Annotated in this window: 32 protein-coding genes and 1 tRNA gene; 24 read left to right on the top strand and 9 right to left on the bottom strand. The window is 35.7% G+C overall.

Features of this window, described 5'->3' with window-relative positions; translation table 11 throughout:
- The first annotated feature begins 65 nt into the window (after positions 1 to 65).
- From OXT66_RS05490 to OXT66_RS05460, 7 genes are all read left to right on the top strand, one after another.
- Positions 66 to 254 carry a helix-turn-helix domain-containing protein gene (locus OXT66_RS05490; protein ID WP_268596385.1) on the top strand — a complete coding sequence of 63 codons (189 nt, stop codon included), beginning with the start codon at positions 66 to 68 and terminating at the stop codon, positions 252 to 254.
- Between the two features lie 121 nt (positions 255 to 375).
- A complete protein-coding gene (locus tag OXT66_RS05485; protein ID WP_268596384.1) occupies positions 376 to 546 on the top strand; it encodes a hypothetical protein in 171 nt (56 codons plus the stop codon).
- A 72-nt stretch (positions 547 to 618) separates the two neighbouring features.
- Positions 619 to 864, top strand: a complete 246-nt coding sequence (locus OXT66_RS05480; RefSeq protein WP_268596383.1) for a hypothetical protein — start codon at positions 619 to 621, stop codon at positions 862 to 864.
- A 433-nt stretch (positions 865 to 1,297) separates the two neighbouring features.
- Entirely contained in the window at positions 1,298 to 2,005 is a 708-nt protein-coding gene (locus tag OXT66_RS05475; RefSeq protein WP_268596382.1) for a hypothetical protein, read from the top strand.
- Positions 2,006 to 2,023: 18 nt separating this feature from the next.
- Positions 2,024 to 2,455: a terminase small subunit gene (locus tag OXT66_RS05470; RefSeq protein ID WP_268596381.1), complete on the top strand. Its 432-nt coding sequence runs from the start codon at positions 2,024 to 2,026 to the stop codon at positions 2,453 to 2,455.
- Between the two features lie 5 nt (positions 2,456 to 2,460).
- Positions 2,461 to 2,682: a phage terminase large subunit gene (locus tag OXT66_RS09665; RefSeq protein ID WP_419146381.1), complete on the top strand. Its 222-nt coding sequence runs from the start codon at positions 2,461 to 2,463 to the stop codon at positions 2,680 to 2,682.
- 19 nt (positions 2,683 to 2,701) lie between these two features.
- On the top strand, positions 2,702 to 2,872 hold the full coding sequence (locus OXT66_RS05460) for a hypothetical protein (protein WP_268596379.1): 171 nt from the start codon (positions 2,702 to 2,704) through the stop codon (positions 2,870 to 2,872).
- Positions 2,873 to 3,205: 333 nt separating this feature from the next.
- Here OXT66_RS05460 and OXT66_RS05455 read toward each other — a convergent pair whose 3' ends face one another.
- Positions 3,206 to 3,526 carry a DUF898 family protein gene (locus OXT66_RS05455; RefSeq protein WP_054671874.1) on the bottom strand — a complete coding sequence of 107 codons (321 nt, stop codon included), beginning with the start codon at positions 3,524 to 3,526 and terminating at the stop codon, positions 3,206 to 3,208.
- A gap of 217 nt (positions 3,527 to 3,743) precedes the next feature.
- Here OXT66_RS05455 and OXT66_RS05450 point away from each other — a divergent pair, with 217 nt between their 5' ends.
- Positions 3,744 to 3,887 (top strand): hypothetical protein, encoded by a 144-nt coding sequence (locus tag OXT66_RS05450; RefSeq protein ID WP_156410666.1) that lies wholly within the window; start codon positions 3,744 to 3,746, stop codon positions 3,885 to 3,887.
- Positions 3,888 to 3,923: 36 nt separating this feature from the next.
- Here the strand turns inward: OXT66_RS05450 and OXT66_RS05445 are convergent, their stop codons facing one another.
- Together OXT66_RS05445 and OXT66_RS05440 are read right to left on the bottom strand one after the other, a co-directional pair.
- Positions 3,924 to 5,024 (bottom strand): deoxyribonuclease, encoded by a 1,101-nt coding sequence (locus tag OXT66_RS05445; RefSeq protein ID WP_419146380.1) that lies wholly within the window; start codon positions 5,022 to 5,024, stop codon positions 3,924 to 3,926.
- A gap of 198 nt (positions 5,025 to 5,222) precedes the next feature.
- A complete protein-coding gene (locus tag OXT66_RS05440) occupies positions 5,223 to 5,441 on the bottom strand; it encodes a CsbD family protein (protein ID WP_054671876.1) in 219 nt (72 codons plus the stop codon).
- A 184-nt stretch (positions 5,442 to 5,625) separates the two neighbouring features.
- On the opposite strand from OXT66_RS05440, the gene OXT66_RS05435 reads away from it, so the two are divergent.
- The 5 genes from OXT66_RS05435 to OXT66_RS05415 are packed head-to-tail and all read left to right on the top strand — an operon-like array spanning position 5,626 to position 7,516.
- On the top strand, positions 5,626 to 5,877 hold the full coding sequence (locus OXT66_RS05435; RefSeq protein WP_268596377.1) for a GlsB/YeaQ/YmgE family stress response membrane protein: 252 nt from the start codon (positions 5,626 to 5,628) through the stop codon (positions 5,875 to 5,877).
- A 12-nt stretch (positions 5,878 to 5,889) separates the two neighbouring features.
- Positions 5,890 to 6,435, top strand: coding sequence for an alkaline shock response membrane anchor protein AmaP (gene amaP, locus OXT66_RS05430; protein ID WP_056978432.1), 546 nt, complete (start codon positions 5,890 to 5,892; stop codon positions 6,433 to 6,435).
- Positions 6,436 to 6,449: 14 nt separating this feature from the next.
- Positions 6,450 to 6,638, top strand: coding sequence for a DUF2273 domain-containing protein (locus OXT66_RS05425; protein WP_054671891.1), 189 nt, complete (start codon positions 6,450 to 6,452; stop codon positions 6,636 to 6,638).
- Positions 6,639 to 6,652: 14 nt separating this feature from the next.
- On the top strand, positions 6,653 to 7,072 hold the full coding sequence (locus OXT66_RS05420; protein WP_056978431.1) for an Asp23/Gls24 family envelope stress response protein: 420 nt from the start codon (positions 6,653 to 6,655) through the stop codon (positions 7,070 to 7,072).
- 18 nt (positions 7,073 to 7,090) lie between these two features.
- On the top strand, positions 7,091 to 7,516 hold the full coding sequence (locus tag OXT66_RS05415) for an Asp23/Gls24 family envelope stress response protein (protein ID WP_268596376.1): 426 nt from the start codon (positions 7,091 to 7,093) through the stop codon (positions 7,514 to 7,516).
- A gap of 47 nt (positions 7,517 to 7,563) precedes the next feature.
- Here the strand turns inward: OXT66_RS05415 and OXT66_RS05410 are convergent, their stop codons facing one another.
- Both OXT66_RS05410 and OXT66_RS05405 read right to left on the bottom strand, forming a co-directional pair.
- Positions 7,564 to 8,058, bottom strand: coding sequence for a hypothetical protein (locus OXT66_RS05410; RefSeq protein ID WP_268596375.1), 495 nt, complete (start codon positions 8,056 to 8,058; stop codon positions 7,564 to 7,566).
- A 56-nt stretch (positions 8,059 to 8,114) separates the two neighbouring features.
- Complete coding sequence (locus OXT66_RS05405; RefSeq protein ID WP_056978430.1) at positions 8,115 to 8,348, bottom strand: hypothetical protein; 234 nt, start codon at positions 8,346 to 8,348, stop codon at positions 8,115 to 8,117.
- A 208-nt stretch (positions 8,349 to 8,556) separates the two neighbouring features.
- Here OXT66_RS05405 and asnB point away from each other — a divergent pair, with 208 nt between their 5' ends.
- The 4 genes from asnB to OXT66_RS05385 all read left to right on the top strand — a co-directional run bounded on the left by asnB (position 8,557) and on the right by OXT66_RS05385 (position 14,127).
- Positions 8,557 to 10,437, top strand: a complete 1,881-nt coding sequence (gene asnB / locus OXT66_RS05400; RefSeq protein ID WP_268596374.1) for an asparagine synthase (glutamine-hydrolyzing) — start codon at positions 8,557 to 8,559, stop codon at positions 10,435 to 10,437.
- 20 nt (positions 10,438 to 10,457) lie between these two features.
- Positions 10,458 to 11,993 (top strand): UDP-N-acetylmuramoyl-L-alanyl-D-glutamate--2,6-diaminopimelate ligase, encoded by a 1,536-nt coding sequence (locus OXT66_RS05395; RefSeq protein ID WP_268596373.1) that lies wholly within the window; start codon positions 10,458 to 10,460, stop codon positions 11,991 to 11,993.
- Positions 11,994 to 11,998: 5 nt separating this feature from the next.
- A complete protein-coding gene (locus OXT66_RS05390) occupies positions 11,999 to 13,249 on the top strand; it encodes a carboxylate--amine ligase (RefSeq protein ID WP_268596372.1) in 1,251 nt (416 codons plus the stop codon).
- Positions 13,250 to 13,404: 155 nt separating this feature from the next.
- Entirely contained in the window at positions 13,405 to 14,127 is a 723-nt protein-coding gene (locus tag OXT66_RS05385) for an aspartate/glutamate racemase family protein (protein WP_268596371.1), read from the top strand.
- A gap of 40 nt (positions 14,128 to 14,167) precedes the next feature.
- Here the strand turns inward: OXT66_RS05385 and OXT66_RS05380 are convergent, their stop codons facing one another.
- A complete protein-coding gene (locus OXT66_RS05380; RefSeq protein ID WP_268596370.1) occupies positions 14,168 to 14,509 on the bottom strand; it encodes a DUF1516 family protein in 342 nt (113 codons plus the stop codon).
- A gap of 112 nt (positions 14,510 to 14,621) precedes the next feature.
- On the opposite strand from OXT66_RS05380, the gene OXT66_RS05375 reads away from it, so the two are divergent.
- From OXT66_RS05375 to OXT66_RS05345, 7 genes are all read left to right on the top strand, one after another.
- Positions 14,622 to 14,692, top strand: a tRNA-Gly gene (locus tag OXT66_RS05375).
- 263 nt (positions 14,693 to 14,955) lie between these two features.
- The gene (argS, locus tag OXT66_RS05370; RefSeq protein WP_268596369.1) at positions 14,956 to 16,650 is read left to right on the top strand and encodes an arginine--tRNA ligase; all 1,695 of its coding nucleotides are present in this window, start codon (positions 14,956 to 14,958) and stop codon (positions 16,648 to 16,650) included.
- Between the two features lie 127 nt (positions 16,651 to 16,777).
- Entirely contained in the window at positions 16,778 to 18,907 is a 2,130-nt protein-coding gene (locus tag OXT66_RS05365) for a PBP1A family penicillin-binding protein (protein WP_268596368.1), read from the top strand.
- A 73-nt stretch (positions 18,908 to 18,980) separates the two neighbouring features.
- Positions 18,981 to 19,325, top strand: a complete 345-nt coding sequence (locus tag OXT66_RS05360; protein ID WP_268596367.1) for a YlbF family regulator — start codon at positions 18,981 to 18,983, stop codon at positions 19,323 to 19,325.
- Positions 19,326 to 19,391: 66 nt separating this feature from the next.
- Complete coding sequence (locus tag OXT66_RS05355; protein ID WP_268596366.1) at positions 19,392 to 20,621, top strand: metallophosphoesterase family protein; 1,230 nt, start codon at positions 19,392 to 19,394, stop codon at positions 20,619 to 20,621.
- Entirely contained in the window at positions 20,611 to 23,103 is a 2,493-nt protein-coding gene (locus OXT66_RS05350; RefSeq protein ID WP_268596365.1) for an ATP-binding protein, read from the top strand. The genes OXT66_RS05355 and OXT66_RS05350 overlap by 11 nt, the downstream gene beginning before the upstream one ends.
- 11 nt (positions 23,104 to 23,114) lie before the next feature.
- Positions 23,115 to 24,062, top strand: a complete 948-nt coding sequence (locus tag OXT66_RS05345) for a 3'-5' exoribonuclease YhaM family protein (RefSeq protein ID WP_268596364.1) — start codon at positions 23,115 to 23,117, stop codon at positions 24,060 to 24,062.
- Positions 24,063 to 24,129: 67 nt separating this feature from the next.
- On the opposite strand, the gene OXT66_RS05340 is transcribed toward OXT66_RS05345, so the two are convergent.
- From OXT66_RS05340 to OXT66_RS05330, 3 genes are all read right to left on the bottom strand, one after another.
- A complete protein-coding gene (locus OXT66_RS05340) occupies positions 24,130 to 25,011 on the bottom strand; it encodes a peptidylprolyl isomerase PrsA (protein WP_268596363.1) in 882 nt (293 codons plus the stop codon).
- A 125-nt stretch (positions 25,012 to 25,136) separates the two neighbouring features.
- Positions 25,137 to 25,454 carry a hypothetical protein gene (locus OXT66_RS05335; RefSeq protein WP_268596362.1) on the bottom strand — a complete coding sequence of 106 codons (318 nt, stop codon included), beginning with the start codon at positions 25,452 to 25,454 and terminating at the stop codon, positions 25,137 to 25,139.
- Between the two features lie 2 nt (positions 25,455 to 25,456).
- Positions 25,457 to 25,885 carry an HIT family protein gene (locus OXT66_RS05330; RefSeq protein WP_268596361.1) on the bottom strand — a complete coding sequence of 143 codons (429 nt, stop codon included), beginning with the start codon at positions 25,883 to 25,885 and terminating at the stop codon, positions 25,457 to 25,459.
- Positions 25,886 to 25,943: the final 58 nt, after the last annotated feature.

Raw genomic sequence — 25,943 nt, 5'->3', positions numbered from 1 at the left:
AAAACTCAATATATTGCACATGGAATATTTGTTAGACACTATATATTGACGAAGGAGGTGATCTAATGTGGAATAAAGTTCAACGAATTTTGGATGAAAAGGAATTAAGCATTAATCAGTTATCCAATTTAATCGGATTTAAGAGTAACTCGGTACTTTATTCATTTAAAAACGGAAAAATAAAGAAACCCAGTTTTGAGTTAATGGTCAAAATTGCTTATGCATTAGACATTAGTTTAGATGAATTCAGATAAGGGGGTAATATCAAATTTTTATACAATAAAAACGCCCACCGGGGCAACCGATAGGCGTGCTAACAAACTCATATTTAAGTAATGTATATGGTTATGATAAGCCAGAAAGCAGGGTAAAGCAATGGTTACACGCGAACAAGTTAATCACACAGTTGAAGAAATTATGGAAAAGCCGATGAATCAAGATGTTAGGCTACTACAACTTTTTACCATTTTGGACTATCAAAAAGAAAAATTAATGGAAGGGGAAATAATTATGTCTGTAAAGGTAATTAATAAAACACAAATTTAATTTTACGAAAGAAGTATTAATAACAGCTTTGAATTAAAAGTAAGAAATGCGCAACGATTCTGGGATTGGTTTATGATTACTAACGACAGCTTCATTCAACAAAACATTGGTTGGTTTCTAGGAGTGGATATTAAAGCTCACATTAACAATTATGTGGTGGTTGTTCCTAGTATTAATCACGAAAATCGGTACGAGTGGTTAAAATATGAGTCAATTGTTAAAGATGCTCCAGAGCTACTTCATGTGATTAACAAACAAGCACCCAATAATTATTATCTAACAGAATTTAAGGCAAGTGGGGATTGTTTCGTGAAGTAAATGCTAAAGAAACATATCAACTAGCTTTAGTGGCTAACCGGAACACGAATAACCTATTTTGGATAACTAGGTTAACCGTACATTATAGATGAAGGAAGAGCCATTGAAGATTTATCTATAATGATTTGTCCAAATAGTGTCAAAAACGTGTTATTTAATGCCTATTTTAAAGTTTTATAAGTAGTAGCATAGATTAATTCAAACTTTATTTATAACATTCTTTCAGGAATCTAGCGGTTGGCGGGGAGTTGTTCGAATCCGCACTAGACTTTATATCGCTGAATTTGAGGTACTCTAGGTGAGATGATAGATGTCCTTTCGCCGGGGCGTTTTTAATATGTATATTTTTATCTCGGATTGTTATTTTGCCTCCATTGTGTACTCTGGTGAAAACGCTGTGGTTTTGCTATGCTTTTTTATTGGAGGTAATATTATGAGACGATTTATTAGTAAATACATGAAATCTATTTTGATTTCATTTTTTTCATCAATTTTTGGTGGACTATTGGTTGTATGCTTGTTCTTTATTGATGACAATTTTGGAAGTCTTGCTGATTGGATAGGAGCCATAGCGACATTCTCTGCAGTAGTGTTATCTTTATACTTGTCAGTAGATAAAGAAAAAATTAATTTAAAACTGGAACAGAAAAAAGATCTTGCTTTTGACATGTATAATTTGAAGTTTGATGTCGTAAATCTTGGTAAATCGGATACATCCGTGAAGATTACGTTAGTCCCCGATGCTGATTTTTTACTTAGTTTCGCTCTAGCCAGTATTGGAATGACTAGAAAGGACTTAATGACGGAATTTAGTTTTGATCAAAAATTCAAAATGTCAGAGAATATTAATAATTTACTGCGAGTAATATCTAGCTGTGTCAAGTGGAATGATGGGGATCAAATAGTTGATCCCGACAGGTACTATATTGTGCCCTCAAAAGGGAGTCAATCAGGAACGGTAGAATATATTAGTTTGTACAAATTTTTATTTAAAAACTCTCCAGTTTCGCAGGATGTATCTTTTCATCTTGAGGTAAAAGATCTTAACGGTAAAATTTTAGAGGGTCCAATTGAAAATTTAGAATTAGTTAGCCAGAAAGATGCAAAAAAAGATGACACTGAGAAAAATACTGAAAATTAATAAGAAGTAGGCCTGCAAATGGCAAAACTAACAAATAAGCAACAAAAGTTTGCTGACGAATATATAATTAGTGGTAATGCTACGCAGGCTGCCATTAAATCTGGTTACAATGAAGACTCTGCTCGACAAATAAGAGCTGAAAACTTGTCAAAACCTGTCATTTCAAGTTACTTAAAGGAACAGTTTTCTGAAATACACAACGATAAGATCGATTTCCAACAAGATGTGATGGAATTCTTATCTCGAGTAAGACGTGGTGAAGAAAAAGAAACTATCGTTACTCCTGGAGGTGTGAAGGTAGAAGCGACACCCCAAATAACTGATATAGTAAAAGTTGCCGAATTATTTGGAAAACGTTATGCAATGTGTATGGACAAGAATAATTTGAAAGCCAACGTTAATCCAGCCCAAATTATTGACGATGTTCCGGGAGTTGAAAACGATGGTTAAGCGATATCATTGATCCCTCGTTTTATGGTCTGCATTATGATATTAAAAATCATGAATATTCTAATTATTGGCTCAAAGGAGGACGTGGTTCAACCAAATCCTCTTTTATTTCGCTTGAAATTATTATGGGAATCATGACTGACACTCAAGTAAATGCTGTTGTTTTGCGAAAGGTGGCAGTAGCCTTAAGAGATTCTATTTTTTTATCAATATCTTTGGGCTATTGATAAATTGGGAATTTCAAAATTGTGGGATGATTCAGTTAGTCCAATGCAATTAACTTATATCCCAACAGGACAACAAATTAGATTTAAGGGTGATGATAAACCGCAAAAAGTTAAGTCACAGAAATTTTGTCATGGTTATACTAAGTTCAAACACTATGAAGAAGCGGCTGATTTTAATGGAATGGCATAAATTCGTTCGATTAATAAATCTTTGAACCATGGTGGTTCAGATATTATTACTTTTTATAGTTATAATCCCACTGCTTCTCAGACTAATTGGATGAATCAATCCATTGAACAACAAGGTGTAAGAAAAGATACAAAGTTAATTTGCGTGATTATTTATCTGTTTCAAAAGAGGAATGAACCATGACTTGTTCAGTCTGTTTAAAAAAGTTATATGGGATGGCTACAGCAGTGTACCAAATCCGTATGACGACAATGTTCGAATCCTGCTCAGTTAGAATATTATAAAAAAGGAACTCTATCAGGTCAGTGTTTGATAGGGTTCCCTTATTTTTATCTAATTTATAAATGTGGTGTTCTTGGCTTTCCAATCCGTTAGTTTGATATTGACCCAAAAAAGATAAATTCCCAGTGTAATAATACTAAGTATTAGCCACTTGATCCAATTACCAAATAAACCAATCGCACTTCCGGTAAATTTCATTCTATGGCCATCGATAACGGTATGATTGATCTTCCAACCGTATAACATTACTACTGACCAAGGATATAAAATTCCTAGTGAGACGGTGGTAATAATAAATCCTAAAATAGACCAGCCAATTAATTGCAGTAACCCGCCGTCAAAAAATGAATTCCTACCATGTTTTTCTTCCATACAGTAGCTCTCCTATAAATATAGTATAATATCTTAATTATTAATTTAAGCATACATAATTACTTTAACTATTACAATCTTAATCCCCGAGCAGGCATCGAACCTGTGAATAATCTCTACAACATTACTCTCAATTTTTGTACTAAGCTTTATTTCAATCCCTTTTATTAAAATGTGCTACAATATTCGTTTAAATAAAAGAGAGCTGGTGACTTAAATGGAACCTAAAGGAATTAAATATTGGGTGACCGTCAACGGACAAACAATTATTAAAGCAGACGCTCCTGATTGGGCTAAAAAGGAATTTTTAGCCTATCAACAAATGTTGCGATCAGAACAAGATAAAAGAAGAGTTATTTAAAAAAGGAATCACGATTAAATATCGTGATTCCTTTTTTTATGGTCTAGCGTATTGGTTACCACGGCTGGCTTTAGTAGCACCAGTTGCTTGGGCTGCAGCCACTGTTTCGTAAGTATAATTTTGCGGATTAGTAACGCGAGAATAATACTTCTTACTTTCAGAAACATAAACTTTTCCGGCCTCTGCTACTGTCCATTCCCCATCTTGAGCGGGAGTAGAATTAGTGACAGATGCAGCTTGATTATTGGTATTGTCGTTAGAACTGGCAGTCCGACTAGTAGTTTCTTCTTTTTTAGAGGTATTCGCATTAGAACTTTTTTGGTAGATCGGAGCGTTATCAGATCCATCGTTATAGTTGATCTTAATGCCTTCCACCGAATTTAAAACTACCACTTCAGAATTTAAAACATTATCTGAAGATTTGATTTCTACCACGGATCCTCGTGGAATGGGTTCGTCGTTGTAGTAAAGGGGAGTAGTTTCGTAATCAATGGTTTGATCGGTATTAGGATGTTCTTTCCAATAGTTTTCGGCTAGTTCTTCAGCATAGCGCATACCACCATTCTGATCAGCCCCCACATTTTGAGGACGAGTTCCGGTAGTGAAGTTATTTGCAGAAGTGTATGATTTTTCCCCTAATAAACTATCAGCAATTGAATGACTTCGATTATAGAGGTAACCATGATAAGTACGCCCGGTTAGACTATACGAAATTGCCACAATTTTATTGGTAGGCCACATAGCTGGCTCTAATGGAGTGCCTTGGCGACCACCTTGTGAGTTACGATATTCATTATATGTGAGGACAGCTCTAGCCGTGGTAGCTCTTCCGTGACTATCAGCTGCAAAGCGATAGTCACCAGCCTTTAAATGTTTAAAGCCGGTCAATTTAGCCTGGCCATTAACCCAATAATAATTTTGGGTAGGGCCAGCTGATTCTTGATTAGTATAACTTATTAACTTGGTTAAGATTGAATGATAGTTATTCTGCTTTGACTTAGATTTACTGAGTTGGTTGACCGTGGTTTTTGAGTGGTTAGTATCACTAATTTTAACTGGGCTAGACGATGAATTGTTTCTTGCGGTTTCGGTACTAGGTTCACTGCACCCTGTTAATAAGCCAACGGAAAGTAGCATTGTCAATATTAATGCAAAAGGCGACTTGGTATGTTTATGTATCAAAATAATCCTCCGATGAATAATAAATATTTAAGCTTAACAATATGAATTTACTTAAAGTATTATAATTATCCATTTAAATGAGATCAATAACAACATTAATTATTATTGACCAAAATAAAAACCGCCTAATTTCTAGGCGGTTAAGAAAGTAAACTACTTTTTATTTTTCTTATCTAATTTTTCTTTTGCGTCATCGATTGCGTCAGATGCGGCTTCCTTTGCATCAGTAAGCTTATCCTTAGCTTTTCCAAGAAGTCCTTCGGCTTTTCCTTGGGCTTCTCTAGTCTTATCGTCAGTGAGTTTTCCTTCGGTTTCTTTTACTTTTCCTGAAACCTTGTCTTTAGTACTATCGAGTCTATCGTCTAATGCCATATCAGTGACCTCCTTATAATTTATATATTTATTGTCTCAATCGTGGTAAGGAAAATCAAATTAGACGCTTGTTGAAACAGCTGTATTTTAGTAAGTGAAAGCGTTCTTTTTGCACTTTTATTTTTACCTAATCTATAATAACGATAAATCATTAATAATGAATTAATTGAAAGGAGAGATATATATGTTTGGATGGTTATGGTCAATTATTGTTGGTGCAATCATCGGAGCAATTGCAGGAGCGGCTACCAATCGAGGTAGTTCCATGGGTTGGATTGCTAATATTTTAGCCGGGTTAATTGGTTCGTGGTTGGGTCAAACCCTATTGGGAACTTGGGGTCCAAGCTTAGCCGGAATGGCATTATTCCCTTCAATTCTGGGAGCAATTATTTTAGTATTAATTGTTTCTGCACTATTTGGGATGCGTAGTAAATAAGGCGGTGTTCTTATGCGAGCATACAACAAGATAATATTTATCATTGTAGGTATTGTTCTGCTAGTAACTTCAATTTATTTTATTGGTTTTTGGATTGACATTCCAAAAGTTTCTTTATGGCTTAGAGAAACTACGGAAAACAATCAAGAATGGCTTCGCTATCTAGGGTTTGTTTCAATGATACTAATTGGTTTAGTGGGATTAGTCTTGGTAGCCTTGGGCATTTTTAGACCAATTACCAGACCTAAACTAGTATTGACTGACTCCAATGGTAGATTAGAGGTTCCTCAACATGTTTTAGAAAAAAATTTGAAGTATAAACTAGCTGAAAAATACAATGTAATTGCGCCGGTAGTGGGTATTAAATTACAGCGTAATCAAAAAGCAAAAGTCAAAATTAAAGTCGAAGCAACTAAAAATCAAAACGTGGAACAATTAGCAAATCAAATTAATGAGTTTGTTATTGATTATTTAAGTTCCCAATTAGATTTGAAGGTTGTTAAGCCAGTTACCCAAATTACTCCGGTAAATAGATCACGTCCAGTTAACGTGATTTAAAGGGGGGTGCTGATATGAGTAACGGATTAATCGGAGCCGTCTTGGGAATTATTTTAGGAATTGTCTGGGTATTTCAGGGATTTTGGTCAGCTGTCTTAGTCGCTGCTTTAGGAGTAGCGGGGTGGTTAATTGGACGGTTTATCAAAATTGATCTGGGTGCCTTAAGACAAAAGATCGGACAGTTTTTAACTAGGCAATCTTAAGGAGGCGTTTTGAAATGGATAATAGCAAATCAAAAATTCAAACTAAACTAACTTTCGATGACAATGTAATTAAAAAAATTGCCGGATTAGCTTCCCGCAATGTTGATGGGGTGCTGTCACTAGAGGGCGGGATGCTAAGTAATTTAGGCAATAGATTTCGGAGCGATTCAGATCCTACTCAGGGTGTGGACGCACAAGTAGGAGAACAACAAGTTGCAATTAGCCTCAATATTGTAATCGAATACGGTAAAGATATGCGTCAAGTCTTTCAACAAGTTTGCCAACGGGTACAACAAGATTTAGAACGACTAACCGGATTAGAAGTAATCGAGATCAATGTACAAGTTGACGACGTGATGAGCAAACAAGAATGGCAAGCGCAAGCATCTGGTAAGCCTAATTCAACTGTTGACACAGAAAATAAAGTTAAGTAATTGAAAGGAGAAACGCATATGGCTACTGAAGCAACAAATAAATTAGAACCTAAACAAGTGGTGGTATTTGACGATGAAGTTTTAGAAAAAATTGCCGGAAAAACAGCAAGTGAAATTGATGGTATTTTGGGACTGCAAGGTAACGTATTTGAAAATCTTTCCAGTCGGTTAACTACTAGTGACAATCCTGAAAAAGGGGTAACCATTGATTTGGATGCCGAGCAAAAACAAGTAATGATCGAAATGGCTGTGATTTTAGAATATGGTAAAAAAGCCGATGATATTTTAGATCGGTTAACCAATAAAGTTACTAGTGCGGTTAAATTGATGACCGGTTATCAAGTAACTGAAGTTAAGTTAGATGTTAAAGACATGTTGACTAGAGAAGAATGGCAACAAAAGAACAGCGATAAGTCTAAAAAGAAGAGTAAAGAACATGACTAAACTAAAATAAAAGGCCTGACTATAAAAAGTCAGGCCTTTTATTTTAGTTAAAATCTTTGAACGTAGAAACTACCGTCTTCTAGATTAACGTATTTTTTGCTTTGAAATTGTTGCTTAGTATTATAGGTAAAGAATGCTGCGTAGTAGCTAGTGGGATCGGTAATTTTACCTTGAGTAGACTTAACTCCCTTGGCTTGATTTTTAATATTAGCTCCTCGAGTTAATCCCATGTATTTATTGTGATACCAAGTGATTTTGTTGGATTCCTTAGTAGTATAGTAGTGAACGTTGAATTTTCGTTGCATTTGTTTTAAAGAATATTTGGTGGTATAAACGCCACCTTTCCAGTTAATCTTATGGCTAGCGCTGTTAGCCATGGATGCATCGGAACTACTATTACTACTGCTAGTCTTCTTGGCAGTTTGAGAGGTGCTTGATTCTGATGATGAACTGGATTGCTTAGAGCTGTTACTTGAAGAACAAGCAGCTAGGAAAAAGGGAATAGCTGCTAAAGCAGCTAGAGTAGCGATTCTTTTTTTCATAAAAATAATTCCTCCAAATATTAAACAATAGAAAATCCCCAAAACAGGGGACTTTCTTAAAATCGTTCGTTAATTTTGTAAGCTTCACCGTTGGTAGTATTGGTATCATTTACAACGTCGTCGGCTAAGAAAATTTCAAATTCGGGTTTATTTACCCCTTTAACGACTAAAACCGATTTGGCTTCGTTGTTATTTTTTTCTTTGTAGATTTGTGCGCTCTTGATAGCTTCATTGTAGTCATGAAAATTGCCAATTGAGTCTGCAGGATTGAAAAATACGATTTCATTCATTTAACTCACCCCTCGGTCTTTTTTCCATTATAACCTATAATTTTCCAAAGCAAAAATGTAAACTGCAAATTAACTTCTTTTTTTAAGAAATTGTTATCCTACTAGTATTAAATGCCCATTATCTGTTAAAATGAAGACTACTTAAATTTTGCGGTCAGTTACCAAATGATCGAAAAACCAATCTATCTATTTAAAAGGAGATCAGCATATGTGCGGATTTGTCGGCTATGTAAATCAAGAAGATGTGCCTGAGGAAACGATTAACCATATGGCGGACCGGATTAAACACCGGGGACCAGATGATGAAGCGTACTTCGCCGATGGCAAAGCAGCTATGGGATTTCGGCGGTTATCAATTATTGACCTTGCCCACGGTAAGCAACCAATGTTTAACGAGGATGAAACCAAGGTTTTAACTTTTAACGGTGAAATTTATAACTATCAAGAAATCCGAAAAGAACTACAAGATATGGGTTACCACTTTAGAACTGATGTAGATTCAGAAGTTTTAATTCATGGTTACCAAGCTTGGGGTGCTGATCTGCTCCAAAAATTACGAGGAATGTTTGCGTTTGTTATCTATGATAGCAAGACTCAAGAAGTCTTTGGGGCTCGTGATCACTTTGGAATCAAGCCATTATATTACTATGATGATGGTGATACCTTTATGTGGGGTTCAGAAATCAAGTCATTCTTGGAACATCCTAACTTTAAGAAGGAATTAAATCTTAGCTTGTTACCAATTCATTTAAGCTTTGAATTTATTCCATCTAGTGAAACGATGTTTAAGAATGTATTCAAGGTTTTACCTGGTCAATACTTCTTACACAAAGATGGCAAGACTGAAACTCACCACTACTACAAGTTTAACTACGATCACATCGATGAAACTCAAACAGTTGAAGAAGATGCTGATAAGATTGAAAAATTAGTAGATAACTCTGTTAAAGCCCACATGATTGCCGATGTTGAAGTTGGTAGTTTCTTATCTAGTGGGATTGACTCCAGTTATGTTTTAAATGAAGCATCAAAACTAAAACCAATCCAATCATTTTCTATTGGTTTTAAGAATTCTAAGTACAGTGAATTAAGCTGGTCTACTGAATTTGCTAAGGAAATTGGGCAAAAGAATACTGAAATTTACATGAATGGTGACGATTACTTCGATATTTTACCAACCATGATGTATTACATGGATGAACCACTTTCTAATCCATCTGCTATTCAACTTTACTACTTAACTAAGCGGACCTCCGAAAGCGTTAAAGTAGCCTTATCTGGTGAAGGGGCCGATGAATTCTTTGGTGGTTACAACACTTATTTGGAAGCCATTCCATTTGAACGCTACCAAAAAATGGTGCCAAAGCCAATTAGAAAAGTTTTGGGAGCTGTTGCTGGTAAAATGCCTCGTTTCCACGGTAAACGATTCTTAGTTCGTGGTGCTCAACCATTGAGTGAACGTTATTACCGGGTTAACTATGTCTTTAACTATGACGATAGAAATAAAGTCCTTAAAGATCCTAGTTTAAATCGTGATTCTGGTGCTTACACTCAACATATCTTTGATGATGTGGCTGGTAAGGACGAAATGACTCAAATGCAGTATTTTGATATTAATACTTGGCTACCATTCGATATTTTGCACAAGGCAGACCGGATGTCGATGGCTAACTCTTTAGAAGTTCGGACTCCATTAGTTGATAAAGAAGTGGCTGCATTTGCTGCTACAATGCCAGTTAACACCCGAATTACTCCTGACGAAACTAAGATTTCTTTGAGAACTGCTGCTGAACGGCAATTACCTAAGAAAACTGCTTTGAAGGAAAAAATGGGCTTCCCATCACCAATTGCAAGTTGGATTAACGATCCTAAGTATCATGAACGAATCGTGAAAACTTTCCATTCTGATACTGCTGAAAAATTCTTTAATACTGCGGAATTGGATCGGTTACTTGACGAACATGCTAATGGTAAGTCTAATATGCAAAAGATCTTTACTATCTACACCTTTATTCTGTGGTACCAAGTATACTTCCCAGAAGATACTAGCGAAAAAACGATTGATTTAGTTCATCGGACACAAGTTTAGACACTAGGGTGGTTGATAGAATGCCTCAGATTAATGTAGGTAAGATTTTAACTTTGTTAAAAGAACATAACTTATTAGTTACTAGTGATTTAAGTGCTAATCTAGGTGCTGACTTTACTCAAGTAACCTATGATTCTCGTCAAGTAACAGAACAAACTTTGTTTTTTTGTAAGGGGAACTTTAAGGCTGAATTTTTAACATCAGCTCAAGATAGTGGTGCGAAAGCATATGTTAGCGAGCAACGTTACGATGTTGAGTTACCAGCCATTATTGTTACTGATATTCAACGAGCAATGGCAGTTTTGGGGGCAGCATTTTATGATTTCCCCCAAAATAAGTTAAACATTATTGCATATACCGGAACTAAAGGAAAGACAACGGCTGCTTACTTTACCAATAGTATTATGCAACAACGATTTACTGGTAAAACAGCTTTGTTTTCTACCATTAATACGGTGGTTGGCAATGCGGCAGGCGATACTTTTAAGTCTAGTTTAACAACACCAGAATCGTTAGATCTATTCAACAATATGGATCGAGCTGTTAATAATAAAATGCAGCAATTGGTTATGGAAGTTTCTTCTCAAGCTTATAAAAAAGACCGTGTTTACAATTTAAAATATGACATTGGCGTTTTCTTGAATATTTCACCTGATCATCTGGGTAAAAATGAACATCCAACGTTTGCTGATTATCTCTATTGTAAAGAGCAATTATTAGTTAATTCCAAAGTTTGTGTAATTAATGCGGAAACTCAGCATTTACGTGATGTTTATGGTGCAGCTAAGGCCACTTCTCAACCAGAAAATATTTATTTATTTGCTCGCAAAGGTGCTGAAATTACGGATAATATCCCCGTAGACGTTGAGTTTGAAGCAATCAGCGATACTTTAACCGACAATGTTATTTCAGTATCAGCAGTTAGTGAAAAGGCTAAGCAATTGAATTTAACTGGGCAGTACGAATTGAGTCTTCCTGGTGATTTTAATGAAGTTGATGCGGTTGCTGCGATTATTACTTCTGCTCTATCTGGATTAAGCCAAGAGGATATCCGAATGGGGTTACAGTCCACCGTCGTTCCTGGTAGAATGGAGACATACGAAACTAATAATCATGGAACTGTTTACGTTGACTATGCACATAATTATGCTAGTTTTCATTCATTATTGGGATATTTAAAATCTCAAGCGCCAGATGGCAAGATTATTGTGGTAACCGGTAGTACCGGGGATAAAGGTGAAGATCGGCGTTATGGAATCGGCAAGGCAATTGGTGAATCAGCCGATATTGCTTTATTGACTGTCGATGATCCAGGAACTGAAGATCCCGCTCAAATTGCTAAAACAATTGCTGATAATATTCAAAATGCAGCGGTTCAAAGTGAATACGTGGCTGACCGCAAAACGGCAGTAGAACGAGCAATTGAAATGAGCACCCCTAATGATTTGGTAGTGATTGCGGGTAAGGGCCATGATCCTTACCAAAAGATCAATAACCAAGATGTACCATATGAAAGTGACTCAGTCATTGTTAAACAATTCGTGAAAGGAATGTGACAGATATGGACCAAACAACACCAGCATTTACACCGATTTTGTTAGGAAGCGATTTTAACGCTTATGGTATGGCCAGAACATTATACGAAATTTATGGTAAGCCAGTTAAAACTTTTGCTGAAGTTAACTTAGCTCCAACTAGATATTCTAAGATTGTTGATATGGAATTTATTGATGGTTTTGCAGAAGATCCTGTTTGGTTTGAAACCATGTTAAAACTTAAGGAACGTTATAAGGATGCAGAAGGTCCAGTTATCTTAATTGCATGTGGGGACGGTTATGCCGAATTGATCTCTCGCCACAAGGCCGATCTTGAAGATGTCTTCGTTTGTCCATACATTGACTATGATTTGATCAAGAAACTTAACGATAAAGTTAGTTTTTATGAAATGTGTGATAAATTCGATATGCCATACCCTGGTACTCGAGTAATCACTAAAGAAATGTACGATAACCACGAAGAAATTGATCAACCTTTTGAATATCCAGTAGCATTAAAAGCTGCTAACAGTGTTGAATGGTTAGACGTTCATTTTGAAGGTCGGAAAAAAGCTTTCACTATTCAAAACGAAGCAGAACTAAAAGATATCATTGCTAAGTCTTACGATAATGGTTACAAATCTGAAATGATCTTACAAGATTTCATTCCTGGTGATGATAGTAATATGCGTACCTTGAATGCTTACGTTGGCAAAGATCATAAGGTTAAATTGATGTGTTTAGGTCACCCAATTTTGGAAGATCCAGCACCTGCTGCTATTGGTAATTACGTTGCCATTATGCCAGAGTACAACGATACCATTTATGATCAAATTCAACACTTCTTGGAATCAATTAACTATACTGGATTTGCTAACTTTGATATGAAATACGATCACCGTGACAAACAATACAAGTTATTTGATATGAATATTCGCCAAGGTCGGAGTAGCTTCTTTGTTTCCTTAAATGGTTACAAGTTAGCTGATTGGGTAATCCAAGATTACGCGTTTGACTCCCTTGGGGATAAAGAAGCATTACGGGCTAACAAAGATACTAACAATTACTTCTTATGGTTAGGGGTTAACCCAAGTACCTTTGAAAAGTACGCTAAGGAAAGTGAAGTTACTGACCATGCTATTTCTTTAATTAAGGATGGCCGCTGGGGTTCTACTTTCTGGTATGGCAAGGATAAAAATCCTAAACGTTATGCGCTTTACAAATGGGCAATGCACAATTATGCGGTTAGTTTTAAGAAGTATTTCGTTGCCAAATAGTTGTTTAAACGTTCTTCTAAATATAGAAGAACGTTTTTTATTAAGTTAAAATTAAGGCCTCCTGACAACGTTTTATAAATATGCTACAATCGACGAAACGGAAGATTCATAAATGTGCGCTATTAACGCAAAAAATTACGCAAGGTGATATTACTATGGAAAACTTCTTTACAATTATTGGTGGTATGGGAACTGAAGCTACCGAAACCTTTATTCATATTTTAAATGAAAAGACTCCGGCAACTAAGGACCAGGATTATTTGGACTATATTTTAGTAAATAACGCAACGATTCCTGACCGGACCGCTTATATTTTGGATCATAGCAAGCCTAATCCATTTATTCCTTTGTCTGAAGACATCAAACAACAAAGCAAATTAGGACCAGACTTTTTCGCTATTCCATGTAATACCGCTCATTACTTCTATGATGACTTACAGGCCTTGACCGATGTTCCTATTTTGCATATGCCTCTTGAAACGGTTAAGGAAATTAAAGTTAAATATCCTAATGCTAAAAAAGTGGGCTTAATTGCTACTCAAGGAACTTTACATGATGGTATTTACGATCAACCAATCATTGATGCTGGCTATGAATTAGTTAAACCAGCTGAAGATGATATCGTAGCTAAGAAGACGATGGAATTGATCTATGATGATATTAAAGAAAAGAACGAAGTAGATGCTGACTTATACCACGAAATTTTAAACGAAATGGTTAATAATCGCGGTTGCGACGTTGTTATCTTAGGTTGTACTGAACTTTCAGTAGCTGAAGAACGGGCCGGAAGCGCTGGCTTCAACGTTTTAGATGCTCAATCAGTGTTAGCTGAACACTGTATTGATCTCGAATTAAAAAATCGAGCAGCTAATAAGTAAAAACAAAAAAACTAACACAATTGTGTTAGTTTTTTTGTTTTTAAAAGAAATTAATAATAGTTTGATTTAATAATGCTAGAGTAATTAATAACAGTAGCAACCAGATAGAATAGCCTTTGATAGTTGTCGTTCTACGTCTACTAAATATTATTTCGGTTCCTAGGATAATTATTAAGGTTAAAATAATTCCACAAATAGTTAAAAAGGGATAGCGTTCATAAGATCTAATACCGATAACTACTTGACTAATAATGATAATTAAGTAAAATAAGCGAGCTCTAATAAGTTTTTTTATAATTTGTTTTTCAATTGATTGACTGAGGCCTGATTGTAACACCAGAATAAAACCAGCCCAAGCTAAAAAGTTAATTAAGATCCACATATGCTTCACTCCTTCGTTTTTAGTATCCAATTAGTTTATTCAAATTGCAACTACTTTAAGAAAAAATTACTGACAGTTATTTAAATTAATGATACAATTATCTTTGTTGATTGCGGGTGTAGTTTAGTGGTAAAATCCAAGCTTCCCAAGCTTGTGTCGCGGGTCCGATTCCCGTCACCCGCTTAATGAAGATTAACTTCATTGAATTTTGCAGGAAATTGTTCAACGATAAAAGAGTAGTAAAAAGGTAGTTTAGTGAAGCGAGTTTGTGGTGGTGAAAGGCAAACCTAAATCCTTTTGAAGCGTGCTTTTTAGAACTAAAAGACAATAATAAAGCGGATAGAAATATCAAATAGAGTGGTACCGCGGGTTAGCTCGTCTCTTACAATTATTTATTAATTGTAGGAGATTTTTTATTTTTATCGTTAATTTTGGAGGAATACAAAATGGATTATAAAGCACAAGTAACTAATTCAATTTTACAAGCATTAGGAACTGATGATCTCACATCTGCTGAAGTATATCAAAAATTAGAACGGCCAAAAGAATTAGCTATGGGAGACCTTGCTTTTCCTACTTTTACGTTAGCTAAAACTATACACAAAGCTCCTAATATGATTGCCGAAGATCTAGTCGCTAAGATTGATACTGCTGCTTATGAAAAAGTAGAAGTAAAGGGCGCCTATATTAACTTCTTCTTGGACAAAGCACGTTTTAGTAATGAAGTTTTGACCACTATTACTGAAGAAGGCGTAGCTTATGGTCAAAATGATAATGGTAAAGGCGGTAATGTGCCAATTGATATGTCTTCACCTAACATTGCTAAGCCAATCTCAATGGGGCATTTACGTTCCACCGTTATCGGTAATTCAATTGCTAAGATTTTAAGCAAAAATGGTTACCATCCAATTAAGGATAACCATCTGGGAGATTGGGGAACTCAATTCGGTAAGTTAATTGTTGCCTACAAAAAGTGGGGTAACGAAGATGATGTTCGTAAGGATCCAATTAACAATCTAGTTAAGTACTACGTTAAGTTCCACGTAGAAGACAAAGAACATCCTGAATTAGATGATGAAGCTCGAGAAGTGTTCAAAAAGCTTGAAGATGGCGATGAAGAAACTACCCAACTTTGGGAATGGTTCCGAGAAGAATCCCTCAAAGCCTTTAATGAAGTTTACGATAAGTTAGGGGTAACTTTTGATACCTACAATGGAGAAGCTTTCTACAATGATAAGATGAACATTGGTATTGATATCTTAAAGGATAAGAATCTCCTTGAAGAATCTCAAGGTGCTCAAGTAGTTAAGTTGGATAAATACGACTTGAACCCAGCTTTGATTTTAAAGAGTGATGGCGCTACTCTTTACATTACTCGCGATATCGCTACGGCAATTTACCGTGATCGTACTTACAAGCCATCGATGAATCTTTACGTGGTTGGGTCAGAACAAACCTACTACTTCCAACAATTAAAAGCAGTCTTATTAGAAATGGGCTTGCCATCTGCTGAAAATCTTCACCATATTCCATTCGGATTGATTACAGTTAATGGTAAGAAGCTATCAACTCGTTCGGGTCGTATAATTTTGTTAGATGAAGTATTAGATGAAGCTATTGAATTAGCTCAAAAACAAATTGAAGAAAAAAATCCGGATTTACCTAACAAAGAAGAAGTTGCCAAAGAAGTTGGGGTTGGGGCTATCATCTTTGGTGATCTTAAGAACGAACGAACTAACAACATTGACTTCGTTTTAGAAGATCAATTACGTTTTGAAGGGGAAACTGGTCCTTACGTTCAATATTCTCATGCTCGAGCAGAAAGTATTTTACGTAAAGCTAACCCGGTTGATTTCCATAGTGCAGACAAGCACTTAAGCGATCCAAATGCTTGGGAAACTATCCAAATTCTTAATGATTTCCCTGTAGTAGTTGAAAGTGCCTGCAAAGATTTCGAACCATCTGAAATTGCTAAGTACTCATTGAAATTAGCTAAGGCCTTCAATAAATACTATGCTCATTCTAAGATTTTAGTAGAAGATGATCAATTAGCTGCTCGTTTAACGTTAGTTAAATCAGTTTCTACCGTCCTAAAAGAATCATTGAACTTACTTGGAGTCAAAGCTCCTGATGAAATGTAATCTAAAAACCATCCTTTTAAGGATGGTTTTTATTTTTAAAGCCCAGCTTAAATTTGAGTAAGAAAAATTTGCTTTTCTAAGGGATATGGTACAATAGTCCTGCTTTATTAAGAGGAGTAAATAATATATGAGAAATCAAAATAATAATTTTGGGTCGCGCTTGTTGCAATGGTTAAAGCCACACTGGCAACGATTCAGCAAGATCTTTCGCTACTATTGGGGGAAGTGGCATTTCACTCAATGGTTTTTGGTGACTTTTTTAAGTGTTGCATTGATTTTAAGTGCTTACTTAACGTATCAGGCTAAAACGGCCAACGTTGAAAATTTAGAGTCTTCGCTAGCCCAAACAACTGAAATTATGGATTCTAGTAATCAAAAGGCGGGTGAGTTGTATGCCCAAAAGGGTACTTACGTGAAATTAAGTAAAATTTCACCAAATATCTCAAAAGCTGTATTATCTACTGAAGATCGCAATTTTTACAAGGAATACGGTTTTTCAATTAAGGGATTTGGTCGGGCAGCTTTGTTGTATATTCAAAATAAATTACTTCACCGAGACTATATTAGTGGTGGGGGGAGTACTTTAACCCAACAATTAGTCAAAAACGCCTATTTATCCCAGGAACAAACTTTGACTAGAAAGTTAAAGGAATTATTTTTAGCTATTCAAGTGGAAAATGTCTATTCTAAAGATGATATTTTAACCATGTATTTGAATAATGCTTACTTTGGAAACGGAGTTTGGGGTGTTCAAGACGCTTCTAAGAAATATTTTGGTAGTAACGCTAGTGATTTAACTGTTCCGCAAGCAGCAGTTTTGGCCGGAATGTTAACTTCACCCAGTGCTTATAATCCAATTGATCATCCTAAAGCTGCTAAGCAACGTAGAAACGTTGTTTTGCAATTAATGGTAGAAAATAAAAAAATTACACAAGCACAAGCTAATGAGTATAAGCAAACTCCCATTGAAGTGGTGGATGCCTACATTCATAAAGATGGTTATAAATATCCGTATTACTTTGATGCAGTGATTGATGAAGCTATTAATAAATACGGATTAACTGAATCTGAGATTATGAACAAGGGGTATAAAATTTACACTAATTTAAACCAAAATCAACAAGCTGCTATGCAGACTAACTTTGATAACGATATGTTATTTCCATCCAATGCTAGCGACGGGACTAAAGTTCAGGCTGCTTCAATCGCAGTTAGCCCAACTACAGGTGGTGTTCAAGCCGTAGTGGGTGGTCGTGGAGAGCACGTCTTTCGAGGATATAACCGGGCTACTCAAATTAAACGACAACCAGGATCCACCATTAAACCAATTGCAGTATATACGCCAGCACTTCAATCAGGCTATAACTTTGATTCAGAATTGGTGGACAAGCACAAGTCATACGGTTCTAATCACTATGCTCCTAAAAACTACGATAATATGTATGCTGGGCAAATTCCAATGTATGAAGCTTTAGCCCAAAGTAAGAATGCACCAGCGGTTTGGTTACTAAACCAAATTGGGGTTAATAAAGGGTACGAATCAGTTAAAAAATTTGGTTTACCAATAACCAAGTCCGATGATAACTTAGCCCTGGCATTAGGGGGACTTTCTACTGGGGTTTCACCTCAGCAATTAGCTAGTGCTTACACTGCATTTGCTAATGAAGGCACATTAATGAAGCCTTACTATATTAGAAAAATTGTGGATTCAACTGGTAAAGTAGTAGTTGATAATACTCAAAAACCGGAAGGTAAACGAATTATTTCTAAAAACGTTGCTAAGCAAATGACAAGCATGATGCTAGGCGTCTTTACTTCTGGAACTGGGGTCGATGCTCAACCAGCCGGCTATTCCGTAGCCGGAAAAACTGGTAGTACTGAAGCCGATTCTAGTGCTACTGGTCAGGCTACTAAAGACAAATGGATTGTTGGGTATACTCCTGATCTGGTAGTTGCTACCTGGGAAGGATTCGACAATACAAATTCCGAACATCATTTGGAAAACTTGAGTGGCAATGGTGTAGGACCTTTATTCCAAAGTGAAATGACGGGAATGTTACCTTATACAAAGAATTCTGATTTTGATACCCAAGATGCTCAAACCATTATGGCTGACAGAAACAAGAATAAAAATAGTGGTAGTAATGGATTTTGGGGTGACGTTAAAGATAAAGCTAGCGAATATGTAAATGATATTGGCCAGGGAGCTGATGAAATTAAACAAAAAGCTGCGGATTTTCTTAGCGGATTATTTTAAAAGTAGAAACGGTTTCAAAAAAAGCTAGTTGGTGTGTTAAAATATAACTATTAATAAAAAGGTGGAACTGAAAATGGCTGATAAAATTATGGAAACAGCAACTCAACTACAAAAAGAACTTAAAAATACTCCTCAATTTGAGGAATTAAAACAAGCTTACGGTAACATGAAGGCAGATACTAAGAGCTTTGATCTGTTTAAAGATTTCCAAGAAGTTCAATTAAACCTTCAAAAAAAGCAAATGGCAGGTATCGAACCAACTGATGATGAATTAAAGCAAGCTCACGATCTTGCTAGTCAATTAGAAAAAGTTCCTGCTATCACTGAACTAATGAATAAAGAACAAGCAGTTAACCAACTGTTAGGTCAAATTAACCAAGTAGTAACTGAACCAATTTCTGATCTATATCGTAACTAATTATTCAAAACGCCGGGGCAGTTAAGTTCCCGGCGTTTTTCGTATATTAAAATTAAGGTGGTAATTATGAAGTTTATTCATGTAGCTGATCTGCATTTGGATAGTCCTTTTAAGGGATTGGCCAATTCTAAAATGCCGACTACGTTATTACAACAAATGCAACAATCAACTTTTGATGCGGCTACCAAGGTTTTTGATGCGGCCATCGATAATCAAGTTGATTTTGTCTTACTGGTTGGGGATTTATTTGATAGAGCTGAACAAAGTATTAATGCCAAGTACTTTTTAAACCAACAGTTAAACAGACTAAATAATGCTCAAATTCCAGTTTTGATTAGTTTTGGTAACCATGATTACTTTGCGGGAGATATCAAGCAATTAGGATTTCCTGAGAATGTTTTTGTTTTTCCTAACGTGGTAACTACCACCAAATTGACATTAAAAGACGGAACTATAGTGGCAATTAGTGGATTTAGTTTTGCTAATCAGTGGGTATCTGAACGAATGATCACTAATTATCCGCAGGCTGATTCACAAGTAGACTGGAATCTGGGAATGCTACATGGCAGTGCGGAGGGAATCAATTCAACTGAAGGAACTTATGCACCGTTTTCTTTAGCAGAGATTAACGCTAAAAATTATGATTACTGGGCTTTAGGACATATTCATCAACGCCAATCCTTAGATGAGAGACGAGTAATTAATTATTCTGGTAATACCCAAGGACGTCACATTAATGAAGCTGGTTCAAAGGGATGTTTATTAGTAGAAAGTCAGGGAGAACAGTTAACTACTAAATTTATTTCGACAGCAACTATTGAATGGCAACGGATTACAATTACGTTGACTGTTCAACCAGTAACCGAGATGGTTGCTTATATTTTAGAACAGTTAAGTAAGAAAAATTTCACTAAAATGAATTTTATCAGAGTTGAAGTAACTGGTACTATTTCTAGTGAACAGCAACAAGCAATTATAAATGGTCAGTTGTTGCCGTTACTTCAGGACGCTAACGCTAAGTTATTATCAGAATATAATTTTTGGGTTACGTCTATTAAATTACTCCCTAGTCCAGTGCAGTTAGGAAGCCAAGAAGAACGCCAATCATTTGAAGAGGCTAAGATAGCAGCACTTACTAATGATAATTTTCAACTACTACTAAATAATTTTGACCAAGAGAGCTTTATTAAAGAAGAGCTAGATTCTCCAGCAATTCAAGCAGAGGTTAGTGATTTAGCCGCTCAAATTTTAGAACAACATCTTGCTGAGAAAGGAACCGCAGAACGTGATAATTAAAGAAATAACCATTTACGGATATGGTAAGTGGATAGATCAACATTTTTCGTTTACGGCACCAGTTCAAGTAGTGTATGGGCCTAACGAAGCTGGCAAAAGTACGATGATTGATTTTATTATCTCCGTATTATTTGGCTTTCAAACTAAACGACAAGCAATACATGGTCAGTACATTCCCAAAAATAGTAGTGCTTACGGTGGTGAAATAGTATTTATAGATCAAGAAACTACCTATCGGCTAACTAGAACAACCGGTACGCATGGGGGTAAAGTTGATTTTTATGATATGACTCACGAGACTGAGTTGTCGAATTCAGACTTGCAAAAAATATTGGGACCCATTGATCGTAGCGTATATACTAGCTTTTTTTATTTCGGTGAACTAGATCAACAAGCCTTTTACAAAATGAGCATTGATGACCTTAGATTGCGAATTCAACAAATTGGCATTAGTAATGCTAATGATTGGTTTGAGTTACAGGCCGATTTACAAAAGAAAGCTGATAGTTTATATACTCCTCGCGGACGAAAACCATTAATTAACCAACAGTTAAAAGAATATAATCAGTTAGTTAATCAAGTAGAGACGGCTAAAGATAAGTATCCACAGTATGATCAACAAACCGCTCAACTTAAGCAATTGCAAAGAGCGACTACAGACCAAGAAATTACTGAATTACAGGCTAAAGTCCAAGAATATCAGCATTTGGCCCAAACTACTCCGCTTATAACCAAAAAGCAACAGCTAACGAAGAGCATCAATCAATTGAGGTCACAGATTGTGCCAATTGAAAAAATTACTGAAATGCAACAATTAGTAATGGAAAGTAAAAATTTAACTAAGCAGTTAGCTTCGATGACCAATGAACAACCCATTTCGGCAACTGAGGAAGAGTTAATTAAATTTTTAGAGCAGCATCAAGAAACTATTCAAGAATTGCAACCACAATTAGAAGTTAATTTAGATCTTAACTCTCAGGCTAATTTTTTAGAACGAGAAATTACCGCTAAACAACAAAATATAGCTCAGCAAGCTAATGATTTAGGATTTTCAATGGCAGAATTACCCATTCCGTTTGAAGCCGATCGATTAGGAGAAATTAGTCAATTAATTAACGAAACTAATCACAATAGTTCAAGACGGCAACAATCAACTAGTAACTCTGCCCCAGTGATTTCCTTAGTTGTTGGGGCAGTAGCCTTTATTGTTGGTTTAGTTACTCATTTGAATTGGTTAATAATCCTAGCAGTATTGGGCTTAGGCGGAGTTGGTTTTAATTGGTGGCATTCAAATAATAATCGCAAAGCGGGATCGACTGCTAATAATGACCAATTAACTCCAATTGAACAAATTAGCCAAGAATACCATTTAACTGGTGTACCAGTTAAACAATGGTTAACAATTCAATCTAATTTACAGTCAATTAAACGACAGCAAGCAGAAATTCAACAACAAACTAGTCAATTAGCTCAATTAACCCAGCAAGTGACAGAATATTTAAGTCATTGGCAATTTGCGGCACATTGGTTACCAACGGCAACTAATAGTCAGCGTGAAAGGTTAACGGCGATTCAATCTACCGTGATTGATTGGCAGGCAAAGCAAACTTCTGCTGAACAAAAAGCAAATCAATTAGCGGCTCAGCAACTACAAGTTAAGCAAAAACAAATTCAATTAGATCAAATCAAAGTCAAACTTCAAAAAGATTATCAACAATTTGGAATTAGTGATGAACAACAACTAGCTAAAAAGGGAGAAATTAACCAGGAATACCGCGATAATCAAACTCAATTAAAGGTTATTACCAGTCAGTTAGCGGATCTTCCCACCACGGATGATGCCGAATTAGGAAATATAACAGATCAACTTAATGATCTGAAAGGCAAACTAACTGCTAAACAGCAACTAAACAATGAACAAAGCAAACAAATTGCTGAAGCTCAGGCTACCATTCAACATTTAGTGCACGATGGTAGTTATTATGAACTACGGCAGCAACAAGCTAATTTACAAACGGAAATCACTAACAATGTAACCCAATGGTTGGGATACCAAAGTGCCTTAAATTGGTTAGAATCAGCGATGAATATTATTACTAAGGGGCGGGTACCTAAGGTATTAGATTTAACTACTAAGTATTTTGCTATTTTAACGAATCAAAATTACAACAAAGTTATTTTTCAAGATACAATTAGAGTAGTTAGGCAAGACGATACTATTTTTGATATCAATGAGCTATCTAAAGGAACTCTAGAACAACTTTATTTTGCGTTAGTTTTGGCCTTAGCTGTTGGCTTTCATGAAGATTTCGCATTACCAATTATTATTGATGATGGCTTCGTTAATTTTGATGGTCATCGTAAGCAAGCTGCTAAAGAATTATTACTTGAAATTGGCAAGCAGAATCAAGTCTTATTCTATACAGCAGATATTAATCAGTTAATTAATTTCGATAGTGAACAAATCATTAAGTTAGGATAGGAAGAGTGGTTATGGCTAAGTTACTTCAAGAATTAACTAATAACGAAACATTTGAATTATTTGCGTTACTTAAGGATGTTAAGGTAAGAACCACCAAAACCGGCAAACAATTTTTAGACCTGCTATTTGCAGATCGGTCAGGGGAAATTGGTGGTAAGTTTTGGGATGCTTCTGCTCAAGATGTAGATAATTTTCAAGCCGGCAAGGTGGTTTTATTAAAGGGCAAAAAAGAAACTTACATGGGGAATTTTCAAATTAAAATTAGTGCAATGCGACTGGCAACAGATGAAGAACCGCATGATGCAATGTCTTATGTTCAACGTGCTCCGTTAAGTAAAGAGCAGCTAGAAGAACAAATTACTCAGTCTGTGTTTGAAATTGAAGATGCCACTTATAATAGAATTGTTCGAGCCTTACTACAAAAATATGGCAACAAATTTTATGTTTATCCGGCCGCTAAATCTAATCACCATGACTTTGAAGGGGGATTGGCCTACCATACAGTGTCAATGTTGGCTCTAGCTCATGACGTAGTTCGTTACTATGATGGAATTGATGCCCCATTACTGTATGCTGGAACTATCCTGCACGATTTAGGTAAAGTGGTTGAATTATCGGGACCCATTTCTACCAGTTATACTTTAGCTGGTAATTTGATTGGCCACGTTAGTATCATGGATGCTGAAATTGTGGAAGCCGCAGAACATCTAGGATTACATCAAGATGATGAACAAGTATTGAAATTACGCCATATGATTTTATCTCACCACGGAGAATTGGAATATGGATCTCCAGAACGGCCAGAATTATTGGAAGCTGAAATATTGCATAATATTGATATGTTAGATGCGGGGATTATGATGATTCAAAAAGCATTAGCACATACGGAACCTGGTGATTTTTCAGATAGAATATTTGGCCTTGATAATAGGCGATTTTATAAATCTAATTCTAAATAAATAAAAAGCACAATATCTTTTGATATTGTGTTTTTTATTTAGGAACTAATATTATGATGTAGTTAGTTTACTTTTTGCTTGAAGATGATGAAAGGTAATCTGATAAGACGTTTTGAAGGTCTTTATCTTCAATGTTAACGTTACCTTTCTTAAGAACTTTAGAAACTACGTCGTGAAGAGTAGTACTATCATTCATCTTACTATCAATAATTTGAGATTTAAGTTCATCCTTGTGATCTTCCCACTTGCCTTTTTCAGGATGGTTAACCATTTGGATTACTTGGTAACCGTATTGAGTCTTAACTGGAGTAGTAGTGTATTCACCGTTCTTAAGCTTAAATGCGGCAGTCTTAAAGCTGCTATCAAGGGTAGTATTAGTGTTATCGAATGGATCGATACGACCACCTTTATTCTTAGTAGCGGTATCAGTAGAGTATTTCTTAGCTAAACTAGAGAAGCTCTTGCCGTCTTTTAATTGCTTGATGACATCTTCAGCAGTTGATTTCTTAGATACCAAGATTTCGTTAACAGTAACTTTAGGTTGGTAACTCTTGAATTGCTTCTTCATTTCAGCATCGGTAATCTTAGTGTTATCCTTAACAGCTTCTTTTAAGAGCAAGTTAGAACGAATATCCTTCTTCAAACCAGAAGCAGTCATACCGTTTTGTTGCAAAATGGTGTTAAATGATGAACCATATTGTTTTTTGTATTGATCAAATTGCTTGTTTACTTCTGATTCCTTAATCTTATCCCCGTAGTCCTTTTCTAGAACTTTATTAAGGATCATTTGTTGCAAGACTTGTTTACCGCTTGAAGTACTCTTTAAGCTGCTGTAGTAAGCACTTTCTGTAACTTTACCACCATCAGTGGTTGCTACCGTTTTGCTTCCACAAGCAACAAGAGTGACACTCATGAGGACACCGGCTAAAGCGATTAGCCATTTTTTCATAAAAGGACACATCCATTTCTATTTATTTTGTAAAACAATTCAACAACATCATAACATACCCTCAATTAATTGTTGCTTAATAGCCTTAAAATAGTCTTAATTTAAAAGAATATAAAAAAATAGAATTAATGAGTTTGACTATTAAGCTTATCTACGTACTTATTTAATTCATCAATGTGGGGTTGAATAATGAACATGAATTCATCTAACTCTCGTTGAAACTGATTACTAACCACATCAACAGTTCCCATCTCACTTTTAAAATTAGCAAGTGATTCATTGAGTTTTTGGCGGGCGGCTTTAAATTCTTGAAGAGCTATTTTTTTGTGATTAATTTCGGCTTTAAGATTAGTCACTGCTTCGGCAGGAGTCTGTTTGGTTTTAAATAGGTAATAACCAGCCCCAGCAACTGCTGCTAATGATACTTTAGTTAAAAACTTCATTGTTATTCTCCAATATGTTCGCTAATTGATTCTTGAATTGCTGCTAATTCAGTAGGACTGTACTTATCAGAATTATCTTTAAAGTGCATGCTGAAATCATCATGGTTAGTGTAACGAGGAACCAGGTGGAAGTGAGAATGAAATACTGATTGGTAAGCCACCTCACCGTTATTATTAACAATATTCAGGCCTTTAATTGCCGGATTGGAAGCTTGTACAGCTCTAGCAATCATTGGAATCCGTTGAAAAACTGCTGCTGCTAGTTCTTCGTCATATTCATAAATATTAGCTACATGTTTCTTTGGAATAACTAATACGTGACCAGGAGTACCTTGAGAAATATCCAAGAAAGCTTTAACGACCTCATCTTCATAGACGGTATAGCTAGGAATTTCGTTTGCTACGATTTTGCAAAAGACACAATCTTTCATGAAAAATTTCCTTCTTTCAACAAGTATTTAGCTCATTATACCATTAAAACATCCTTGA

The sequence above is a fragment of the Lentilactobacillus senioris genome (genome assembly GCF_026798195.1).
Classification (GTDB): Bacteria; Bacillota; Bacilli; order Lactobacillales; family Lactobacillaceae; genus Lentilactobacillus; species Lentilactobacillus senioris_A.
The sequence above is the reverse complement of the archived record's forward strand: the minus strand, read 5'-3'. Positions and strand labels throughout refer to the sequence as shown.